Genomic DNA, 17,778 nt, shown 5'->3' with positions numbered 1-17,778 from the left:
GTCTTAAATTTACCAATAAAAAATAAGACACCAAAAACTTTAGATGTTATACTTAAGTGTTTTATATTTTATTTAATGAATTAAATGATTTATAAAAAAATCAACATTATATTTCAACAAAAACCAATTATCTATAATTATTTAGACAAAAAAATAGGGAAAATACCCCAAAAAATATTAAAAATTATAATTAATGAATAAAAACAAGAAATATAACTGGGGAATTATTGGGTGTGGTAAAATAGCACATAAGTTTGCTGAAGATCTACTTACCATTCCTAATGCAAACTTATTTGCAGTAGCTAGTAGAAATCTTAAAAAGGCAAAAGACTTTGGTAATACATATAACGTATTTAGTTGCTATGGTAGTTACAACGAACTTATTTCCAATCCAGAAATTGATATAATATATATAGCGACTCCACACGTTTTTCATCATAAAAACACGCTAATGTGTTTAAACGCTAAAAAAGCAGTGTTATGTGAAAAACCTTTTGCTTTAAATTTAGAACAAGTAACGGAAATGATTGCTACCGCTAGAAATAACAATACTTTTCTTATGGAAGCCTTATGGACATATTTCTTACCTCATTATAAATATGTATTAAAAATTGTTACATCTAACAACCTTGGTAAAATAAAATATCTAAAAGCTGATTTCGGTTTTGCTAGTGAATTTAATCCCGAAAGTAGAATATTTAAAAAAGAACTTGGAGGAGGAAGTCTATTAGATGTTGGGATCTACCCATTATTTGCAGCATTAAGCCTATTAGGATATCCAGATCACATTGAAGCAAAAGCTACATTTGGGAAAACCGGTATTGATGAAAACTGTACGATGCAGCTCTATTACCAAAATAATGTAGAAGCTTTTTTATATTCTTCTGTGACCGAAAAAACCAATACAGAAGCAGTTATTGAATTAGAAAAAGGAGCAATCCATATACATAGTCGTTTTCACGAACCTTCTTCTATTACAATTACTAAAAATGGAGTTTCTGAATTACACGAATTCCCGGCAACAACTAATGGTTATAATTATGAAGCAATACACGTTCAGGAAATGATGTCCAGAGGAAACATAGAAAGTAACATCATGACTTTTGAGAAAAGTTTAGAGTTAATCAAACTATTAGATAGTGTTCGAGATAAAATTGGTCTAAACTATCCGTAGACAATAACAATATATTTTACAATTATCTATTTATTCCTAAAATATTAAGAAAAAAATCCTTCTGCACAATAACATTTCGCTTAACCCTAACACAAACATGCACAGATAGATTGTCTATAACGTTAAATCCAAATTTAGAAAAGTCAAAAAAATATCAAAAATAAGCAAAAGTCTATCAAAAGTGGAGATCCAGTGCCAAGGCCTTGGGTAGTAGAATATGAAGAATGTTTGGAAAATCCCCTTATAGACAATAGATGATGTTGTAATTGTCGACCTAGTTTTTGCGCTGATCGTTAGATATTAACAAAAAAAGCGCTCTAAATATTAGAGCGCTTTTCGATTTGTGTGAAAAAAAAGAGTGTTATTTAGCTCCCCACTCTGCAAGGGAGTCTTTGTTTAGCTTTACGTAATCAGCATTTTTAGCTTTCTCTGCTAACTCTAACGAAGTTTTTGCTGCTTTTATTGCACCAGCTTTATCTCCGCTTTTAGCAAGAATTAAAGAATGTTGTCTGTGATACCAGAATGCATCTGCTCTACCTGCTACAGCTTTTTCGATATGTGCTTTAGCCTTATCTAAATCTCCTGTTTCTTTATAAAACGTTGCTGCTTGATAGTGATCATTAGCTGATGGTCCAGCCATAATTTGCTCTATACTCTCCGTAGCTTTCTTTTTAGAAGGCACTTCTAATTTGATAGCAGCTTCAGTATTTTCCCATAAAATATTGATAAGTGCACTATCCATAGTAAAATCACTTAACATAATAGTAAATGTTTCTACATTCATCGGTATTTTTGTAGACTTTACAGTTATTTTAGCAGCAACTTTACTATCATCCCACTCACGTGGAGTACCCCAGTTATTTGCATCGCTATAAAACATAACTTCCCAGTTTTCCTTACCAGGTTTAGTGAAAATCGCATACGTTCCTTTCTTCAATTCCGCTCCTCCTACTTTTACATCATCTCCAAATGTAATTTGAGTATTCTTATTAGCTCCTGTTCTCCATAATTTATCATAAGGAACTAAATTTCCAAAAATAGTACGACCTTTCATGCTTGGGCGTGAATATTCGATAGCAACATCTGTTAATCCAACTACTTGTTCTATTTTAGAAAGAGGGCTAGGTTGAGGAACTTTAACCTGTGCATCAACACCTAACGATAATAAGGCTGCTGATACAAATAAGATGATCTTTTTCATTGTGTTTAAATTTAGTATTTAATTAGTTTAATCGAAACGAAATTAATAATTACACATACATTAAAAGTTAACAAAAACTTAAAATAAGTAACCTTATATTTGTCCTCATTTATAATTCTATGATGCGTAAATACATATCCGAAGCAATAGGAACTTTCACAATGGTTTTTTGTGGAACAGGAGCTATGACAATTAACGAGGTTACCGGTGGTGATGTCACTCATGTAGGTATTGCAATTACTTGGGGGTTGATTGTGATGGCTATGATTTATGCTTTTGGAGATATCTCAGGAGCACATTTTAATCCTGCAGTAACCATCGCATTTGCATATGCTAAAAAATTCCAATGGAAAGAAGCACCTAAATATATTTTATCTCAGTGCATTGGAGCCATTGCAGCAAGCAGTATTTTACTCTTCTTATTTCCAGAAAGCGAGTTTCTTGGTGGTACACTTCCTTCTTTCGATGCACTTAAAGCATTTATTCTTGAAATTCTTTTAACCTATTTTTTAATGCTCGTTATTATCAATGTATCTACAGGATCCAAAGAAGTAGGAATGATGGCTGGAATAGCAATTGGAGGCGTTGTTCTTTTAGAAGCCATGTTTGCCGGACCTATGACTAACGCATCAATGAACCCTGCAAGATCTTTGGGACCTGCCCTATTATCTGGCCATTGGGAACATCAATGGCTATATATGACCGCTCCAATAATAGGAGCTATATTAGCCGTATTAACATGTAGGGCTATTAAAGCAGATAACTGCTGCAAAGAATGTTAACAATAAATCTTAGTATTTAAACTTTCTAAGTTTTTCAAAATTTGCTTTAATTAACATATATTTATAGCTTATTAGTATTTTAAATGCAGCTACACACTACCGATTTTTGTTCTATTGAATTATACGAGAAGTATGTTATCGTTACGGTAAATGAAGGAATTAATTTAACCCTAGATAAAGCTAGTGTCATTAGAAAAAAGCTTCAGTATTATTACAAAAATCAAGAGTTTCTTTTGATTTCGAATAGAAAAAACAATCATGAAGTATCTGATGAAATATATAAACGAGGTCAGTTATCAAACATGAAAGCGCTAGCAATTGTCTCCAAGAAAAAAACAGAACGAGATAAGGCAATTATCGAACAAAAACTATTTGACAAATCATTTGCCTTTTTTGAAAATTTGGACGAAGCAAAATCGTGGGCAGAGTCTTATTTTTAGTTTTGTTTAACTTTTTTGTTTAAAATTTAAACAAAAATGATTGTACCTTTATACCTAAAAGAGGTATACAATGAAAATATACACATTAAAGGCAAAACAAAACCTACCTATTTCACTTCAAGAGGCATGGGATTTCTTATCTGATCCAAACAATTTAAAAACAATCACACCTGATTATATGGGTTTCAAAATATTATCCGGAGCAGAAAAAAAAATGTATGCGGGACAAATTATACAATATATTGTTACTCCCGTTGCCGGAATTAAAACAAAATGGGTTACAGAAATCACCCACTCAGTAGATAAAGAATATTTTGTAGATGAACAGAGATTTGGTCCATACGCACTTTGGCACCATAAACATTTTATCAAAGAAATTCCTGGTGGTGTAGAAATGGAAGATATTATTGATTATAAAGTCCCTTTTGGCTTTTTAGGACAATTAGTACATCCATTTATTGTAAAACCAAAATTAAAAGAAATATTTGATTACAGAGAAAAGAAATTAATTGAGCTATTTGGCACTTTGAACAATTAAAAAATAAACCAAATAGCTATATAATTTAGAAAATAACATAATGAGAAAAAACATTTTACTTATTGGTGGTAGCCATGGAATAGGATTTGAATTAGCTTTAAAACTTTATAACGACCATAATGTGTATATAGCTTCACGTACTTCTCAAAGTTTAGGGAATTTAGAGGTTACTCACATTCCTTATGATGCTTCTACTGATGAAATTGACACCTCTAAACTACCAGATCAATTAGATGGTTTTGTATACTGCCCTGGAAGTATTAATCTAAAACCATTTACTATGCTAAGTCCTGATTCATTTCATGAGGATATGCAAATCAATTTTATGTTTTTAGTAAAAATCATGCATTCCATTCTTCCTCAATTAAAAAAATCCGAACAAGCTAGTTTAATTTTCTTTAGCACTGTTGCCGTTAAAGTAGGAATGCCTTTCCATACAAGTGTAGCAGCCGCTAAAGGTGCTATTGAAGGTTTTGCAAAAGCATTAGCTGCAGAATACGCTCCAAAACTGAGAGTTAATGTTATCGCCCCTTCTTTAACAGATACACCTCTAGCCAAAAGATTATTAGGTAACGAAAAGAAGAAGGACAAAATGGATCAAAGACATCCTCTTAAACGTGTAGGAGAGGCAGAAGACATTGCGAACATTGCTAAATTTTTATTAGGTGATGATAGTAGCTGGATAACAGGACAAGTACTTGGTGTTGATGGTGGAATGTCTACTTTAAATGTAAATTAATATGCCAAAAAAAGTAAACATTTTTTGGTTTAGGAGAGATTTAAGATTAAATGACAATGTCGGTCTAAAGGAAGCCTTAAAGGATAACTTACCAGTCTTACCTATTTTTATTTTTGATAAAGAGATTCTACGAAAACTACCAAAAGACGACGCTAGATTATCGTTTATACATGGGACAATACAGGCTATTTCCAAGAAACTAAATGATAACCACCATAGTTCTATCGCAATGCTCCATGGTAACCCAATAGAAGTATTCGAAAATTTAATCAAAGAATATGAGGTAAATAAGGTATACACAAATCATGACTACGAACCTTATGCAACCAAAAGAGATGAAAAAATAGAAAAATTACTTACTAAAAACACTATAACTTTTAAAACTTACAAGGATCAAGTAATTTTTGAGAAAAATGAAATTACAAAGGCAGATGGCTCTCCGTATGTTGTATACACTCCTTATAAAAATAAATGGAAAGAGAAATTTGATGCTTCAAAATTAGAAGAACATAACTCAACTAAGCATCTTAACAATCTTTTTAAAGATACGAACTTACCAAACCTTTCTCTATCCGATATAGGATTTGTGAAGTCCAAAATTAAGGTCCCGAAATACTTAGTTTCTTCTAACCTTATCAATCGTTATGAGGAGACTCGTAATTTTCCTGCGATAGAAAATGGCACATCTAGATTAGGACCACATTTACGTTTCGGGACGGTCAGTATCCGTGAAATGATAAAAAAAGCAATAGCTGAAGAAAATGAAGTTTTTTGGTCAGAACTTATATGGCGTGAGTTTTTTATGCAAATCCTATGGCATTTTCCGCACACGAAAGAAAAAGCCTTTAGACCTAAATATGATCGAATCGAATGGCGTAATAATGAAACTGAATTTGAAGCTTGGAAAAAAGGAGAAACTGGATACCCATTAGTAGATGCTGGAATGCGAGAATTGAATGCAACCGGGTATATGCATAACCGTGTTAGAATGTTAGTTGCTAGTTTCTTATGCAAACACCTTCTTATAGATTGGAGATGGGGCGAGACATATTTTGCAGAAAAACTTTTAGATTATGACATGTCTGCTAATGTAGGTAACTGGCAATGGGCAGCTGGTTCTGGCGTAGATGCAGCACCATATTTCCGAATATTTAATCCTACGACTCAGGTTACCAAATTTGACAAAAAATTGGAATATATCAATACTTGGGTAAAAGACATCAACGAATTAACGTATCCACAACCCATTGTTGATCACAAAATGGCTAGAGAAAGATGCCTACTAACTTACAAAGAAGCCGTTGCTTAAACAGCAAATTATAACATTTATTTAAAAATATGATACGAAGTTTTTTGTAATTTAAAGCCATCATAAACCAATAAACTTCAAAAACCAATGAATACACAAGAAGTAGCTAATCGCTTAGTAGAACTTTGCCGTAAAGGTGAAAACATGCAAGCCTTAAAAGAATTATATGCTGACGATGTAGTTAGTAGAGAAATGCCAGGAGCACCTAATGCAGTTGTAATGGGAAAAGATGCTGTAACCAAAAAAAGTCAGGATTGGTATGCCACCGTAGAAGAGTTTCACGGAGGTGAAGTATCTGAACCAACAGTTGCAGAAAATCATTTTTCTTGTAAAATGAAAATGGATTGCACTTTCAAAGGTCAAGGACGCATGCAAATAGAAGAACTAGCTATTTACAATGTAAATAATGGTAAAATAATAGAAGAACAGTTCTTTTACTCAATGCCAAGTTAATAAAAGTAAAAAGAGATCGAAACGCACGTGCTTTTCGATCTCTTTTTATCTAGTATAGCCAATAATAAGCTTTAAAACTTGTATCCGGCGGACACCTGAAAGACGTGATTCCTTTGGCTTAACGCATCTTCAAAATCAAAAATATCCGAAATACCTATATTAAAACGAGATTGAAAAAACAATCCATCCTCAAACTGATAACCAAGACCTATATTAACTCCATAACTTACAGGTGCTATCAAATCTTTTAAATCATCTTCAGTTGTTTCTGAAACACCATTAACAGAACTCTTTTTTAGTAATCTCGAAGAAGTTAGTACTCCTATTTGCGGTCCTATTTCGGCACTAAAACCTGGAGTCAAATAATATTTCGCCATAATAGGTAGCGTAACATAATCTAACTTTAACAACCACTCAGTAAACCTTAAATCTGAACTATCTGCAAACCCAGGTTGCACATAAGATCCCTGAAATGAATAAAGTAACTCTGGTTGTATTGCAAAATATCTCGTAATTGGTATTTCTCCTACAAGTCCTAAATGAATTGTATTTCTAGGAATAAAATCATCTATCTCTTCTCCTGCTATATACGAAAGATTATAACCTACCTTAATACCCAGTTGAGCACGATCCTGTTGAGCGTTTATTTTTTTTGACACTAAAAGCGCAAGAAGTATTGGTAATAGTAATTTTTTAATCATCAAATCTATATTTTGGGGTTAAATTTTTCAAAAACAAAAGCGCCAAAAGTAAACAAATCATTCCAATTAAAAAAAGTAAAGGATTATCTGACCATTTGATCAACATGTAACCACAAAATATCTATATAAAAACACCAACAAGTGTTATCAAATATCGGAATCCAAAAATTTCTTCACCTTTTCTAAAGCAGGATTACGATTATCTTGTTTCCAAATAACAGATAATGCCGCTTTTTGCGCGATTTTAGGAATTTCTAAAAACTTTACCTCTAGATCAAATCCATGCTGCAGAGATGTTGGAACGATAGCAACCCCCAACCCGCTCTCTACCAATTTAAAAATCGTTTGTGCATGAACTGATTTATGAGAAACAATTGGCGTAAAACCTTTATCCTCACATATACTCATAATCTTATCGTAATATATAGAACTATAGTCTGAAGAAAATAAGATAAAATGCTCCGAAGAAACTTGCGCAACACTTTTAAAATTCTTTTCATTAAGTGGATGATTTTTTGGTAAAACCAAAGAAAAAGAATCTGTTTGTACAGCCTTTATACTTACTCCATCAGGAACTCTAGCCAATCTAACAAACCCAATATCCAACTCATCACTAACAATTGACTTAACTTGATCATAATTAGACATTTCCTCAAGACTAAATTGAATTTTTGGATATTTTTTATCTACTTTAACCAATAAATCCGGTATAACCGTTTGAATAGCAGAACCTAAAAAACCAATCCTTACCTCTCCTTCACTTCCTTTATCAATTAAGGATGTTTGTTTTATTGTAAAATCTATATGATTAAAAATATAGGCAATTTCTTTTTTCAGATACTCTCCAGCAGCAGTTAAACTTACGTTCCTTTTATTTCTGATAAAAAGTTCAGCTCCTATAATATCCTCCATCTGTTTAATCTGTCTACTCAAACCAGGTTGAGAAATAAACAACCTTTCTGCAGCTTTTCTAAAATGTAATTCTTCTGCCACTGCTAAGAAATAAGTAAAATGACGTAGTTCTAACTGATAACCCATAGTTATTAATTATTGACAAAATTAGTATTTATAGGTATTAAAAATACATATTATCTTAGTCTATACAAATACGAACAATTATAATGTCTAAAATATCATCACATTTTCAATTCGGAGAAGACTATCTCACTGCCGGTAAAGCTATCAAAATAGCATCTGGAGAAATTAAAGCAACTATTTCTGAAGATTCCAGAAAAAAAATCAGAAAGAGTCGTCAAGTCGTCGAAAACATTGTAGATAAAGGCAATCCTGTTTATGGGATCAATACCGGTTTTGGTCCATTATGTACAACTATGATTTCAAAAGAAGAAACAAAGATTCTTCAATCTAATATATTGCAAAGTCACAGTGTAGGAGTTGGTGATCCTATAGATAAGGAAATTGCCAAACTTATGCTGATTCTAAAATTACAATCGCTCGCTAAAGGATATTCTGGAATTGCAGAAAGTACTTTGGATCGTATTCTTTGGCATATTGACAATGATGCAATCCCAATTGTTCCTTCTCAAGGTTCCGTTGGTGCATCTGGAGATTTAGCCCCATTATCGCATCTTTTTTTACCATTAATTGGTCTAGGAAAAGTAGCATATGAGGGAGAAGAAATACCTAGTGCTGATTTATTTAAAAAAACTGGCTTAGTATCATTAGATCTAGGTCCTAAAGAAGGTTTGGCATTAATAAATGGAACACAATTCATAGCTGCGCACGCTGTAAAAGTTATTGAGAAACTGCATAGTTGCCTTTCTCAGGCTGATATTATTGGAGCTATGATGATAGAAGGGCTACAAGGTTCTATTAAACCTTTTTATAATGAATTACACAAGCTACGCCCTTTTAAAGGGAATATTCATGTAGCCTCTAGAGTAAAATCCTTATTAAAAGGTTCTGAAATCATGGAAGATCATATTGATTGTGATAGAGTTCAAGACCCATATTCATTGCGATGTATTCCTCAAGTACACGGAGCATCCAGAAACGCATGGCTGCACCTTAAAGAATTATTAGAAATAGAATTAAACTCAGTAACAGATAATCCTATTATTATTGACGAAGAACTAACTATCAGTGGCGGAAGCTTTCATGGACAACCACTTGCAATGGCAATAGACTACGCTTGTCTTGCTGCTTCTGAAATTGGAAACATTTCGGATCGACGAATATATCTTGCTCTAGAAGGTAATTCTCCTGGAGTTCCTAAATTATTGATGAAAGACACTGGAATTAACTCCGGATATATGATCTTACAATATACAACAGCTGCATTAGCTAGCGAAAATAAAGGTTTATGTTTCCCTTCTAGTGCAGATAGTATTCCTACTTCACTTGGACAAGAAGATCACGTAAGTATGGGATCTATTGGTGGTAGAAAAGCTTTAAAAGTATTAGAAAACATAGAAAAGATATTAGCAATAGAACTTTTAACAGCAGCTCAGGCTTTTGAATTCAGAAAACCAATGAAATCTGGTGTAATTTTGGACGAAATTCACAAAATGATTCGAAAAAAAGTCTCTTTTGCCGAAAAAGATCGCGTTTTTTCAGATGATATAGAAAAAGGTATTGAAATCATAAAAAACAAAAACATCATTAAAGTATCTAATGATGTTGTAAATGATAAGAACTTATCTTTAAAAACAGAGTTTTCTTCTCAATTTGAAATATACTAATTATGGAAAAGTACAAATTTATTGGCCCTATTAAACAATTACTATCCATGGATGGATTGCCTTTAAAAGGAGCCTTGAAAGACGAAAAACTTCCAATAATTGAAAATGCAGGTATTCTTACAAAAGGAGAACACATTCATATCATAGGAAACTATAATGAAATACAACAAATAGCAAATAGCGTCGATGCAGAGATTATACAGCTGCAATCTGATTATGTTTGTCTACCTGGTTTTATTGATGCACATACGCATATTTGCTTTTCTGGTTCTAGAGCTAATGACTATGCCATGCGAAACTCAGGAAAATCTTATCTAGAAATTGCAAAAGCAGGAGGTGGAATCTGGGATACAGTAACAAATACGAGAACTGCCAGTCAAGAAGAGTTATGTCATTCTGTAATAAAAAGAGCAAATTACCTTCTTAAGAATGGTATCACTACAGTCGAAGTAAAAAGTGGCTATGGTCTTTCTATAGCGGAAGAATTAAAGATGTTGCGTGCAATAAAAGAAGCTAATCTAAATTTAGAATCGGATTTAGTATCTACATGTTTAGCCGCACATATGTTACCAAGAGACTACAATGGTACTCATGAAGAATATCTAAATGACATAACTACCAACCTATTCCCTACTCTTATCACGGAAAAACTCACCAAAAGAATTGATGCTTTTGTAGAACAAAGCGCTTTTTCCAAACAAAATATCAAGCCTTATTTTAATAAAGCTATAGAAATGGGATTTGACATCACCGTTCATGCAGATCAATTCACTACTAGCGGAAGTGAAATTGCAGTAGAAATAAATGCAGTAAGCGCTGATCATCTAGAAGCGAGTACCGATTTAGAGATTAAAATGTTAGCTGAAAGCGATGTTATTTCGGTTGCATTACCAGGAGCTTCTATTGGATTAGGATGTGATTTTACTCCGGCAAGAAAAATTCTGGATGCAGGAGGAGCTTTAGCAATTGCCAGTGATTGGAATCCTGGTTCTGCACCAATGGGAGATTTACTTACTCAAGCTTGTATTTTAGGAACATTCGAAAAACTAAGTAATACTGAAGTATTAGCAGGAATTACAACAAGAGCCGCTGCTGCTTTAAAATTAGATGATCGTGGAAAACTAGCTCCTAAAATGATAGCAGACTTCTGTTTTTTTTCGACTAACAATTATAATGAAATATTATACCATCAAGGTAAACTAACTCCAAATCAGGTATGGAAACGAGGAGATCTAGTATATTCTAAATAAGAAAACAATAAAAAAAAGACTCCAACAATGATCTAAATGATCAACAATTACATCAAATACTTATGACTACTTTCAAAGAACAAATTATAACTGGTATCCCGGATACATTACCTCCTAAAAAAGAACTTAGTGCAAAAATAAGTAGAGCTCCTAAACGAAAACAAATATTGTCAATTGACGAAAAAAAACTAGCACTTAAAAATGCTCTGAGATATTTTAAAACGGATTGGCATCAAGAACTAGCCAAGGAATTCCTTGAAGAATTAAATGAGTACGGACGTATTTATATGTATAGATTTATGCCCGATTATGAAATGTATGCTAGACCTATACACGAGTATCCATCCATTACCGCACAGGCCGCAGGAATCATGTTAATGATACAAAACAATTTAGATCCTGCTGTTGCTCAACATCCGTACGAATTAATTACTTACGGAGGAAACGGAGGTGTTTTTCAAAATTGGGCACAATATCTGCTTACGATGCACTACCTAGCCACAATGAGCGAAGAACAGACCTTACACATATACTCAGGTCACCCTATGGGATTATTTCCTTCTTCTAAAGAAGCTCCGAGAGTTGTTGTTACAAATGGAATGATGATTCCAAATTATTCCAAACCAGATGATTGGGAGAAATTCAATGCATTAGGAGTTACCCAATACGGACAAATGACTGCTGGAAGTTATATGTATATTGGGCCACAAGGAATTGTACACGGAACTACTATTACCGTAATGAATGCATTCAGAAAAACCTTAACTCCTGGCGAAAAAACTGCTGGTAAGATTTTCTTAACCGCTGGTTTAGGCGGAATGAGCGGTGCCCAGCCTAAAGCTGGAAACATTGCTAAATGTATTACCGTATGCGCTGAAGTAAATCCCGATGCAGCCGAAAAACGTCATGAACAAGGTTGGGTAGATGAAATTGTAGATAATTTAAATGATTTAGTAAGAAGAGTTCAGACAGCGATTAAAAATACAGAAGTGGTATCAATCGCCTATAAAGGAAATATCGTTGATGTATGGGAACGTTTTTATTATGAAAACATATATATACATCTTGGATCAGATCAGACATCACTACATAATCCTTGGTCTGGAGGGTACTATCCTGTAGATATGACTTATTCGGAATCCAATGAAATGATTGCAAATGATCCAATCCAATTTAAAACCAAAGTACAAGAATCATTAAGAAGACACGCAAATGCAATAAATAAGCATACAGCTAAAGGAACCTACTTTTTTGATTACGGAAATGCATTTCTATTAGAAGCTTCTCGTGCTGGAGCAGATGTAATGGACACAAACAAGATAGATTTTAAATATCCTTCATACGTGCAAGATATCCTAGGACCTATGTGTTTTGATTACGGTTTTGGTCCATTTAGATGGGTCTGTACCTCGGGAAACATTAATGATTTAGATACAACTGACAGCATTGCAATAGAAGTAATGCAAGAGATTAAGAAAAATGCTCCAGAAGAAATCCAACAACAGATGCAAGACAACATCACTTGGATTCAAGAAGCAAAAGAAAATAAGCTCGTTGTAGGCTCCAAAGCAAGAATTCTATATGCTGATGCCGAAGGAAGATCAAAGATCGCTGAGGCGTTTAATAAAGCTATTAAATCAAATAAAATATCTGCACCTGTAGTATTAGGTAGAGATCATCACGACGTAAGCGGCACAGATTCTCCATATAGAGAGACTAGTAATATTTATGATGGAAGTAGATTTACTGCTGATATGGCGATTCATAACGTAATTGGAGATAGTTTTAGAGGAGCTACTTGGGTATCCATCCATAACGGAGGTGGCGTTGGATGGGGAGAAGTTATCAACGGAGGATTTGGTTTACTATTAGATGGATCTGATGAAGCTTCCAAAAGATTAAAAAATATGTTGTTTTATGATGTGAATAATGGTATTTCTAGGAGAAGTTGGGCAAGAAACGAAGAAGCTATTTTTGCAATAAAAAGAGAAATGGAACGTACACCATCGCTTAAAGTAACCATTCCTAATGTTCTAGAAAAAAGAATTTTAGATAAATTATTTTAACAAGCAACACACCTATACAATATTTTACACACAAGCATTATTCTGCAATGAACAACTATAAAAAAACAAATTCCGCTATTTGGTCAGGACGGACATCTAATGATCAATTATATCTTCACGAGAAAATAACTTGTGTTGACATAGAAAATGATGAATTCCCTGAAAACGAGCAAACAGGCTTTGCTATTCTAGGATACGCTTGCGAGGAAGGAGTAAAAAGAAATTTAGGTAGAATTGGCACAGAGTCAGCACCTGACCAAATAAGGAAAATGATAGGATCTTTATCTAATCACTTTGATGAAACTGTTAAAATAATAGACGTAGGTAACATTTATTGTATTGGAAACGATTTAGAAGAGACTCAAACTATCACTTCAAATAAAATACATCAAATACTTAAAAAACAGTATTTTAATATAATTTTAGGAGGTGGTCATGATCTTGCATACGCACACTATAATGGAATTAAAAAATACCAACCAGACGCTAGAGTTGGAATTATAAATTTAGACGCTCATTTTGACTTGAGATCAGTAAATGACCTAGGAAATTCTGGTACTCCATTTTATCAAATCTCTAAAAAGAATGATCGTTTCAAATACCTATGCTTAGGAATTCAAGAAGAATCCAATAACAAAATATTATTCCAAACTGCTCAAAAATTGGGAGTAGAATATATCAAGAATACAGACTTCAATATTGCAAACAAAAACCAAGTTGAAGCGGTAATTAATAATTTTATAAACGATGTTGAAGTGGTTTATTTAACTATTGATTTAGATGGTTTTTCATCTTCTGTTGCTCCTGGTGTTAGCGCCCCTTCTCCATTTGGCTTTTCTATCGACATTGCCTTATTTGCTATTGAACAAATTTGCAATAGTAAAAAATTAGTTAGTGCGGATATTGTAGAGCTTAATCCTAAATATGATTTAGATAATATCACAGCTAAATTAGCTGCTAGATTAGTTTATTATATGATAAAGTTTATTTCCTCTTCTTAATTATAATATCTGTTCCTACATTTAGCTATATTTACCATAGAACTTCTTATCAGCTCTATGGAACAAACTGCGGTAATTCTCATTTACATTCATGCATTATTTGGTGGTATTGGATTATTATCAGGCCTTATAAGTATTATTGGTAAAAAAGGTAGATTTTACCACAAAAAAGCAGGAATAGTATTTTCTATTGCTATGTTTATTAGTGCTCTAATTGCTATTCCTATAACACTTCTTCCTAATCATAAGAATTTACTACTACACTTACTCTCTATATTTACAATATACCTTGTAATTTCTGGAAATAGAGTACTCAGATTTAAAAAACAGCATATTTTACAAAAAACCGACATCATTATTAGCTCTGTAATGGGATTAATATTTTTAGGAATGATTGGTATTGGCATATATTATCACTTGCAAGAAACCCCTAAAAGCACTTTATTTCTCTTTTTCGGAGGATTTGGTGTTATGGCTACAATTAGAGATATTAGGCTCTACAAAACCTTTAAAACGAACCCTAAGGCTTATTTATCTAATCACATTGGTAAAATGTCTGGAGCATACGGAGCAGCAATAACTGCATTTTTACTGGCAGCGTTAGACTCAAGTACTTTATGGGTTTGGTTAACCCCTTCTATCCTGACATTGATATTTGTTACTTTTTGGAGACGAAAAATAGCTTAACCACAGGTTCCTATCTTCCCTGTAACATTATTTTTAGTAAATCGTCTGATAGCTAAACTTATACATCATGTATTTTCAAAAAATAACAGAACGTACGCTACGATACTTCGTAGCATTTTTCATATTTGTTTACGGTGCTGCTAAACCACTTCAATTTAAAAATGATAATGGTTTTCCTGATAAATTAGTGAACGAATTAACAGGAATGGAACTTATGTGGTCCTTTTTTGGATACACCCAAGCGATACCCATAATCATTGGAATACTGCAAGTCACAGGAGCACTATTGCTTTTATCTAAGCGCACTAAAATTATTGGCACACTCCTTTTATTGCCGATCATGACCAATATTGTACTATTTGATATATTCTATGATGTAAACACAGGAGCCACAATGAACGCTATTGTGTTTCTTGTTATTCTAATAATTCTGCTGTTTTTCGAACGAAAGAAAATGATTAAAATCTTTAAAATGATTACTTTAAAAACACCAAAAGATGATAACAGAATTCCATTATTTGTCATAAGTGCTATTCTAGCGTCATTACTATTTTTTGGATACACGTACCTACAGCGATAAACGTTATATTTTTACACTTAAAAAAGCATTGTATTAAACAAATAATCAACTAGAAAACCTACTTCTCGGAAAACTTGTATTTCATTACATTCAAAATATAATTACTTTCGTATCTTCGGGATATATATTTAATTTCCCCCATTAGATTTACACACATTGATTACCTCTCGGGCTTTTTTAATATAAATTATACAATCACTTTGTTTATTATTAAATAAAGATGGTTCAGAATGTTTTATGGAAGAAGTAAATTTTTTTCAAATATCGGTTTTCTTATTACAAGGATTTGTAGTATCCTTTTTGGTATTAACGCTATTTCATTTTAGAAAAGTAACAGGTAACGGGTTGTTATTTACAGCCTTAGGAATGTTTCAATTTATACAGGTGTTCACAGCAACAACAATGTATTTCGAGATATATAATGGAATAACGGTGTCTCCAGGCTCCTCGGTTCTTTTTTCTGTAACACTGTTTACCGTACTAATTTTTTACATCAAAGAAGATGCTTTATTAACAAGAAGATTAATATACGCACTTGTTATCGCTAATTTGATGATAGTAATATTGTTACTTCTTTTCGGTATTAATCTAAAAGACTCAAGCATTCATCAGGTTTCATTTACTATGTTATCTGATTTTTTTAACACCAACATATTTCTTCTTATTTATGGTACTATTCTGTTATTTATTGATTCTATTCTTATAATTTTTGTTTTCGAGTATATCTCCAAACACATACAGAATCTTTTCCTAAGGATAGTTCTTACCATGCTATTAATCCTTTCCTTTGACGCCTTTATGTTTAGTATTGTGGGGTTTTGGGGACCTATGGATGTTACAAACTTTCTCATTTCAGGATTATCTTCTAAAATAGTTATGAGTATTTATTATGGAATTCTATTTACTGTATACATTAAATACTTTCAAAAAGAGGTTTCTGAGAACAGTTACTCCACTTTTAAGGATGTTTATCATTCACTTACATATCGTCAAAAATTTGAAGAAGCAGAAAAGGTAATTCAGCTAAGCGAAAACAGATATAGAACATTAACAGACATTTCTCCTGTTGGTATTTTTATGACAAAAGCTAATGGAAAAACCACATTTGTTAACGAAAAATGGTGCGAAATTTCTGGTTTGGCTCAACAAGAAGCTATGAACGATGGATGGCTAAAAGCTGTACATCCAGAGGATAGAAAAAAATTAAAATCTGACTGGTATAATGATGCTAAAAGACGAGAATCTTCGCACGCAGAATATAGATTCATTAGACCAGATGGAACTACTATTTGGGTACTAGGTCAGGCTATTCCTGAGTATAATGAACGAAAAGAAATCATTGGTTATGTTGGTACTGCCACAGATATCACTGAACTAAAACTTTATGAAATAGAGCTTAACAAAATGAAAGATAAAGCTGAAGAAAGTGATCGCCTAAAATCCGCTTTCTTAGCAAACATGAGTCACGAAATACGAACTCCTATGAATGGAATATTAGGTTTTGCCGAATTACTTAAAGAACCTGTACTCACTGGAGACGAACAACAACTATATATTAGTCTTATAGAAGAAAGCGGCACTCGAATGTTAAATATCATAAGAGATATTATCGATATTTCGAAAATTGAATCTGGACAAGTGAAGGTATTTGCATCAGATATAGACATCAATGAACAAGTAACTTATTTATATCAGTTTTTTAAACCAGAAGCAGACAGAAAAGGTTTGCAATTAGGCTTTAACAATGGTTTACCAGACCAAGAATCAATTATTAAAACAGACAAAGAAAAATTTAACGCTATACTTACCAACCTAGTCAAAAATGCTCTTAAATACACTCCTGAGGGCTCTATTTCTTTTGGTTATGAAGTAAAAGATGAATTTTTACAATTTTATGTAAAAGACACCGGTATGGGAATTGCTAAAAATCGACAAAAAGCAATTTTTGAACGTTTCGTACAAGCAGATATCGAAAACAATTATGCTATAGAGGGTGCAGGTATTGGATTATCTATAGCTAAAGCATATAGCGAAATGCTGGGAGGAAAAATCTGGTTAGAAAGCAAAAAGGAATTAGGTTCTGTCTTTTATTTTACAATTCCATACACCAAATCAAAAATAGAGTAAGTTTGAAAACCAAACCTACTCTATTATT

Annotated in this window: 17 protein-coding genes; 14 read left to right on the top strand and 3 right to left on the bottom strand. The window is 32.9% G+C overall.

The annotated features are described in order from the left end of the window. The first annotated feature begins 193 nt into the window (after positions 1–193). Positions 194–1,174: a Gfo/Idh/MocA family protein gene (locus NMK29_RS07380; protein ID WP_108804489.1), complete on the top strand. Its 981-nt coding sequence runs from the start codon at positions 194–196 to the stop codon at positions 1,172–1,174. 361 nt (positions 1,175–1,535) lie between these two features. Here the strand turns inward: NMK29_RS07380 and NMK29_RS07375 are convergent, their stop codons facing one another. Beyond that, the gene (locus NMK29_RS07375) at positions 1,536–2,375 is read right to left on the bottom strand and encodes a DUF2911 domain-containing protein (RefSeq protein WP_108804490.1); all 840 of its coding nucleotides are present in this window, start codon (positions 2,373–2,375) and stop codon (positions 1,536–1,538) included. A 119-nt stretch (positions 2,376–2,494) separates the two neighbouring features. Here NMK29_RS07375 and NMK29_RS07370 point away from each other — a divergent pair, with 119 nt between their 5' ends. From NMK29_RS07370 to NMK29_RS07345, 6 genes are all read left to right on the top strand, one after another. Next, positions 2,495–3,157, top strand: a complete 663-nt coding sequence (locus tag NMK29_RS07370; protein ID WP_371924091.1) for an MIP/aquaporin family protein — start codon at positions 2,495–2,497, stop codon at positions 3,155–3,157. Positions 3,158–3,240: 83 nt separating this feature from the next. Then, positions 3,241–3,597 (top strand): hypothetical protein, encoded by a 357-nt coding sequence (locus NMK29_RS07365; RefSeq protein WP_108804492.1) that lies wholly within the window; start codon positions 3,241–3,243, stop codon positions 3,595–3,597. 70 nt (positions 3,598–3,667) lie between these two features. After that, the gene (locus tag NMK29_RS07360; RefSeq protein ID WP_108804493.1) at positions 3,668–4,135 is read left to right on the top strand and encodes an SRPBCC family protein; all 468 of its coding nucleotides are present in this window, start codon (positions 3,668–3,670) and stop codon (positions 4,133–4,135) included. A gap of 40 nt (positions 4,136–4,175) precedes the next feature. Next, positions 4,176–4,874 (top strand): SDR family NAD(P)-dependent oxidoreductase, encoded by a 699-nt coding sequence (locus tag NMK29_RS07355; protein WP_108804494.1) that lies wholly within the window; start codon positions 4,176–4,178, stop codon positions 4,872–4,874. A 1-nt stretch (position 4,875) separates the two neighbouring features. Further along, a complete protein-coding gene (locus NMK29_RS07350) occupies positions 4,876–6,183 on the top strand; it encodes a deoxyribodipyrimidine photo-lyase (RefSeq protein ID WP_108804495.1) in 1,308 nt (435 codons plus the stop codon). Positions 6,184–6,270: 87 nt separating this feature from the next. Next, positions 6,271–6,636 carry a nuclear transport factor 2 family protein gene (locus tag NMK29_RS07345; RefSeq protein ID WP_108804496.1) on the top strand — a complete coding sequence of 122 codons (366 nt, stop codon included), beginning with the start codon at positions 6,271–6,273 and terminating at the stop codon, positions 6,634–6,636. Positions 6,637–6,707: 71 nt separating this feature from the next. Here the strand turns inward: NMK29_RS07345 and NMK29_RS07340 are convergent, their stop codons facing one another. Then, positions 6,708–7,337: a porin family protein gene (locus tag NMK29_RS07340; protein ID WP_108804497.1), complete on the bottom strand. Its 630-nt coding sequence runs from the start codon at positions 7,335–7,337 to the stop codon at positions 6,708–6,710. A 147-nt stretch (positions 7,338–7,484) separates the two neighbouring features. Then, on the bottom strand, positions 7,485–8,375 hold the full coding sequence (locus NMK29_RS07335; protein ID WP_108804498.1) for a LysR family transcriptional regulator: 891 nt from the start codon (positions 8,373–8,375) through the stop codon (positions 7,485–7,487). Positions 8,376–8,458: 83 nt separating this feature from the next. Between NMK29_RS07335 and hutH the strand changes: the two genes are divergently transcribed. From hutH to NMK29_RS07300, 7 genes are all read left to right on the top strand, one after another. Beyond that, entirely contained in the window at positions 8,459–10,039 is a 1,581-nt protein-coding gene (gene hutH, locus NMK29_RS07330) for a histidine ammonia-lyase (RefSeq protein ID WP_108804499.1), read from the top strand. Between the two features lie 2 nt (positions 10,040–10,041). Continuing rightward, positions 10,042–11,289: an imidazolonepropionase gene (hutI, locus tag NMK29_RS07325; RefSeq protein WP_108804500.1), complete on the top strand. Its 1,248-nt coding sequence runs from the start codon at positions 10,042–10,044 to the stop codon at positions 11,287–11,289. 62 nt (positions 11,290–11,351) lie between these two features. After that, positions 11,352–13,355 (top strand): urocanate hydratase, encoded by a 2,004-nt coding sequence (locus tag NMK29_RS07320; RefSeq protein ID WP_108804501.1) that lies wholly within the window; start codon positions 11,352–11,354, stop codon positions 13,353–13,355. A gap of 47 nt (positions 13,356–13,402) precedes the next feature. Continuing rightward, on the top strand, positions 13,403–14,356 hold the full coding sequence (hutG, locus tag NMK29_RS07315; RefSeq protein WP_108804502.1) for a formimidoylglutamase: 954 nt from the start codon (positions 13,403–13,405) through the stop codon (positions 14,354–14,356). A gap of 57 nt (positions 14,357–14,413) precedes the next feature. Beyond that, entirely contained in the window at positions 14,414–15,043 is a 630-nt protein-coding gene (locus NMK29_RS07310) for a hypothetical protein (protein ID WP_108804503.1), read from the top strand. Positions 15,044–15,110: 67 nt separating this feature from the next. Beyond that, the gene (locus tag NMK29_RS07305; RefSeq protein ID WP_108804504.1) at positions 15,111–15,623 is read left to right on the top strand and encodes a DoxX family protein; all 513 of its coding nucleotides are present in this window, start codon (positions 15,111–15,113) and stop codon (positions 15,621–15,623) included. 237 nt (positions 15,624–15,860) lie between these two features. Then, entirely contained in the window at positions 15,861–17,750 is a 1,890-nt protein-coding gene (locus tag NMK29_RS07300; protein WP_108804505.1) for a PAS domain S-box protein, read from the top strand. The last annotated feature ends 28 nt before the right edge of the window (positions 17,751–17,778 follow it).

The organism is Aquimarina sp. Aq107, assembly GCF_943733665.1.
Classification (GTDB): domain Bacteria; phylum Bacteroidota; class Bacteroidia; order Flavobacteriales; family Flavobacteriaceae; genus Aquimarina.
This window is presented reverse-complemented; position numbering and strand designations above follow the sequence as displayed.

Coding starts and splice junctions, on each gene's coding strand:
- hutH (WP_108804499.1), top strand. CDS start 8,459: ATGTCTAAAATATCATCACATTTTCAATTCGGAGAAGACTATCTCACT.
- hutG (WP_108804502.1), top strand. CDS start 13,403: ATGAACAACTATAAAAAAACAAATTCCGCTATTTGGTCAGGACGGACA.
- NMK29_RS07335 (WP_108804498.1), bottom strand. CDS start 8,375: ATGGGTTATCAGTTAGAACTACGTCATTTTACTTATTTCTTAGCAGTG.
- NMK29_RS07365 (WP_108804492.1), top strand. CDS start 3,241: ATGCAGCTACACACTACCGATTTTTGTTCTATTGAATTATACGAGAAG.
- NMK29_RS07340 (WP_108804497.1), bottom strand. CDS start 7,337: ATGATTAAAAAATTACTATTACCAATACTTCTTGCGCTTTTAGTGTCA.
- NMK29_RS07370 (WP_371924091.1), top strand. CDS start 2,495: ATGATGCGTAAATACATATCCGAAGCAATAGGAACTTTCACAATGGTT.
- NMK29_RS07350 (WP_108804495.1), top strand. CDS start 4,876: ATGCCAAAAAAAGTAAACATTTTTTGGTTTAGGAGAGATTTAAGATTA.
- NMK29_RS07380 (WP_108804489.1), top strand. CDS start 194: ATGAATAAAAACAAGAAATATAACTGGGGAATTATTGGGTGTGGTAAA.
- hutI (WP_108804500.1), top strand. CDS start 10,042: ATGGAAAAGTACAAATTTATTGGCCCTATTAAACAATTACTATCCATG.
- NMK29_RS07310 (WP_108804503.1), top strand. CDS start 14,414: ATGGAACAAACTGCGGTAATTCTCATTTACATTCATGCATTATTTGGT.
- NMK29_RS07305 (WP_108804504.1), top strand. CDS start 15,111: ATGTATTTTCAAAAAATAACAGAACGTACGCTACGATACTTCGTAGCA.
- NMK29_RS07320 (WP_108804501.1), top strand. CDS start 11,352: ATGACTACTTTCAAAGAACAAATTATAACTGGTATCCCGGATACATTA.
- NMK29_RS07345 (WP_108804496.1), top strand. CDS start 6,271: ATGAATACACAAGAAGTAGCTAATCGCTTAGTAGAACTTTGCCGTAAA.
- NMK29_RS07300 (WP_108804505.1), top strand. CDS start 15,861: ATGGAAGAAGTAAATTTTTTTCAAATATCGGTTTTCTTATTACAAGGA.
- NMK29_RS07375 (WP_108804490.1), bottom strand. CDS start 2,375: ATGAAAAAGATCATCTTATTTGTATCAGCAGCCTTATTATCGTTAGGT.
- NMK29_RS07360 (WP_108804493.1), top strand. CDS start 3,668: ATGAAAATATACACATTAAAGGCAAAACAAAACCTACCTATTTCACTT.
- NMK29_RS07355 (WP_108804494.1), top strand. CDS start 4,176: ATGAGAAAAAACATTTTACTTATTGGTGGTAGCCATGGAATAGGATTT.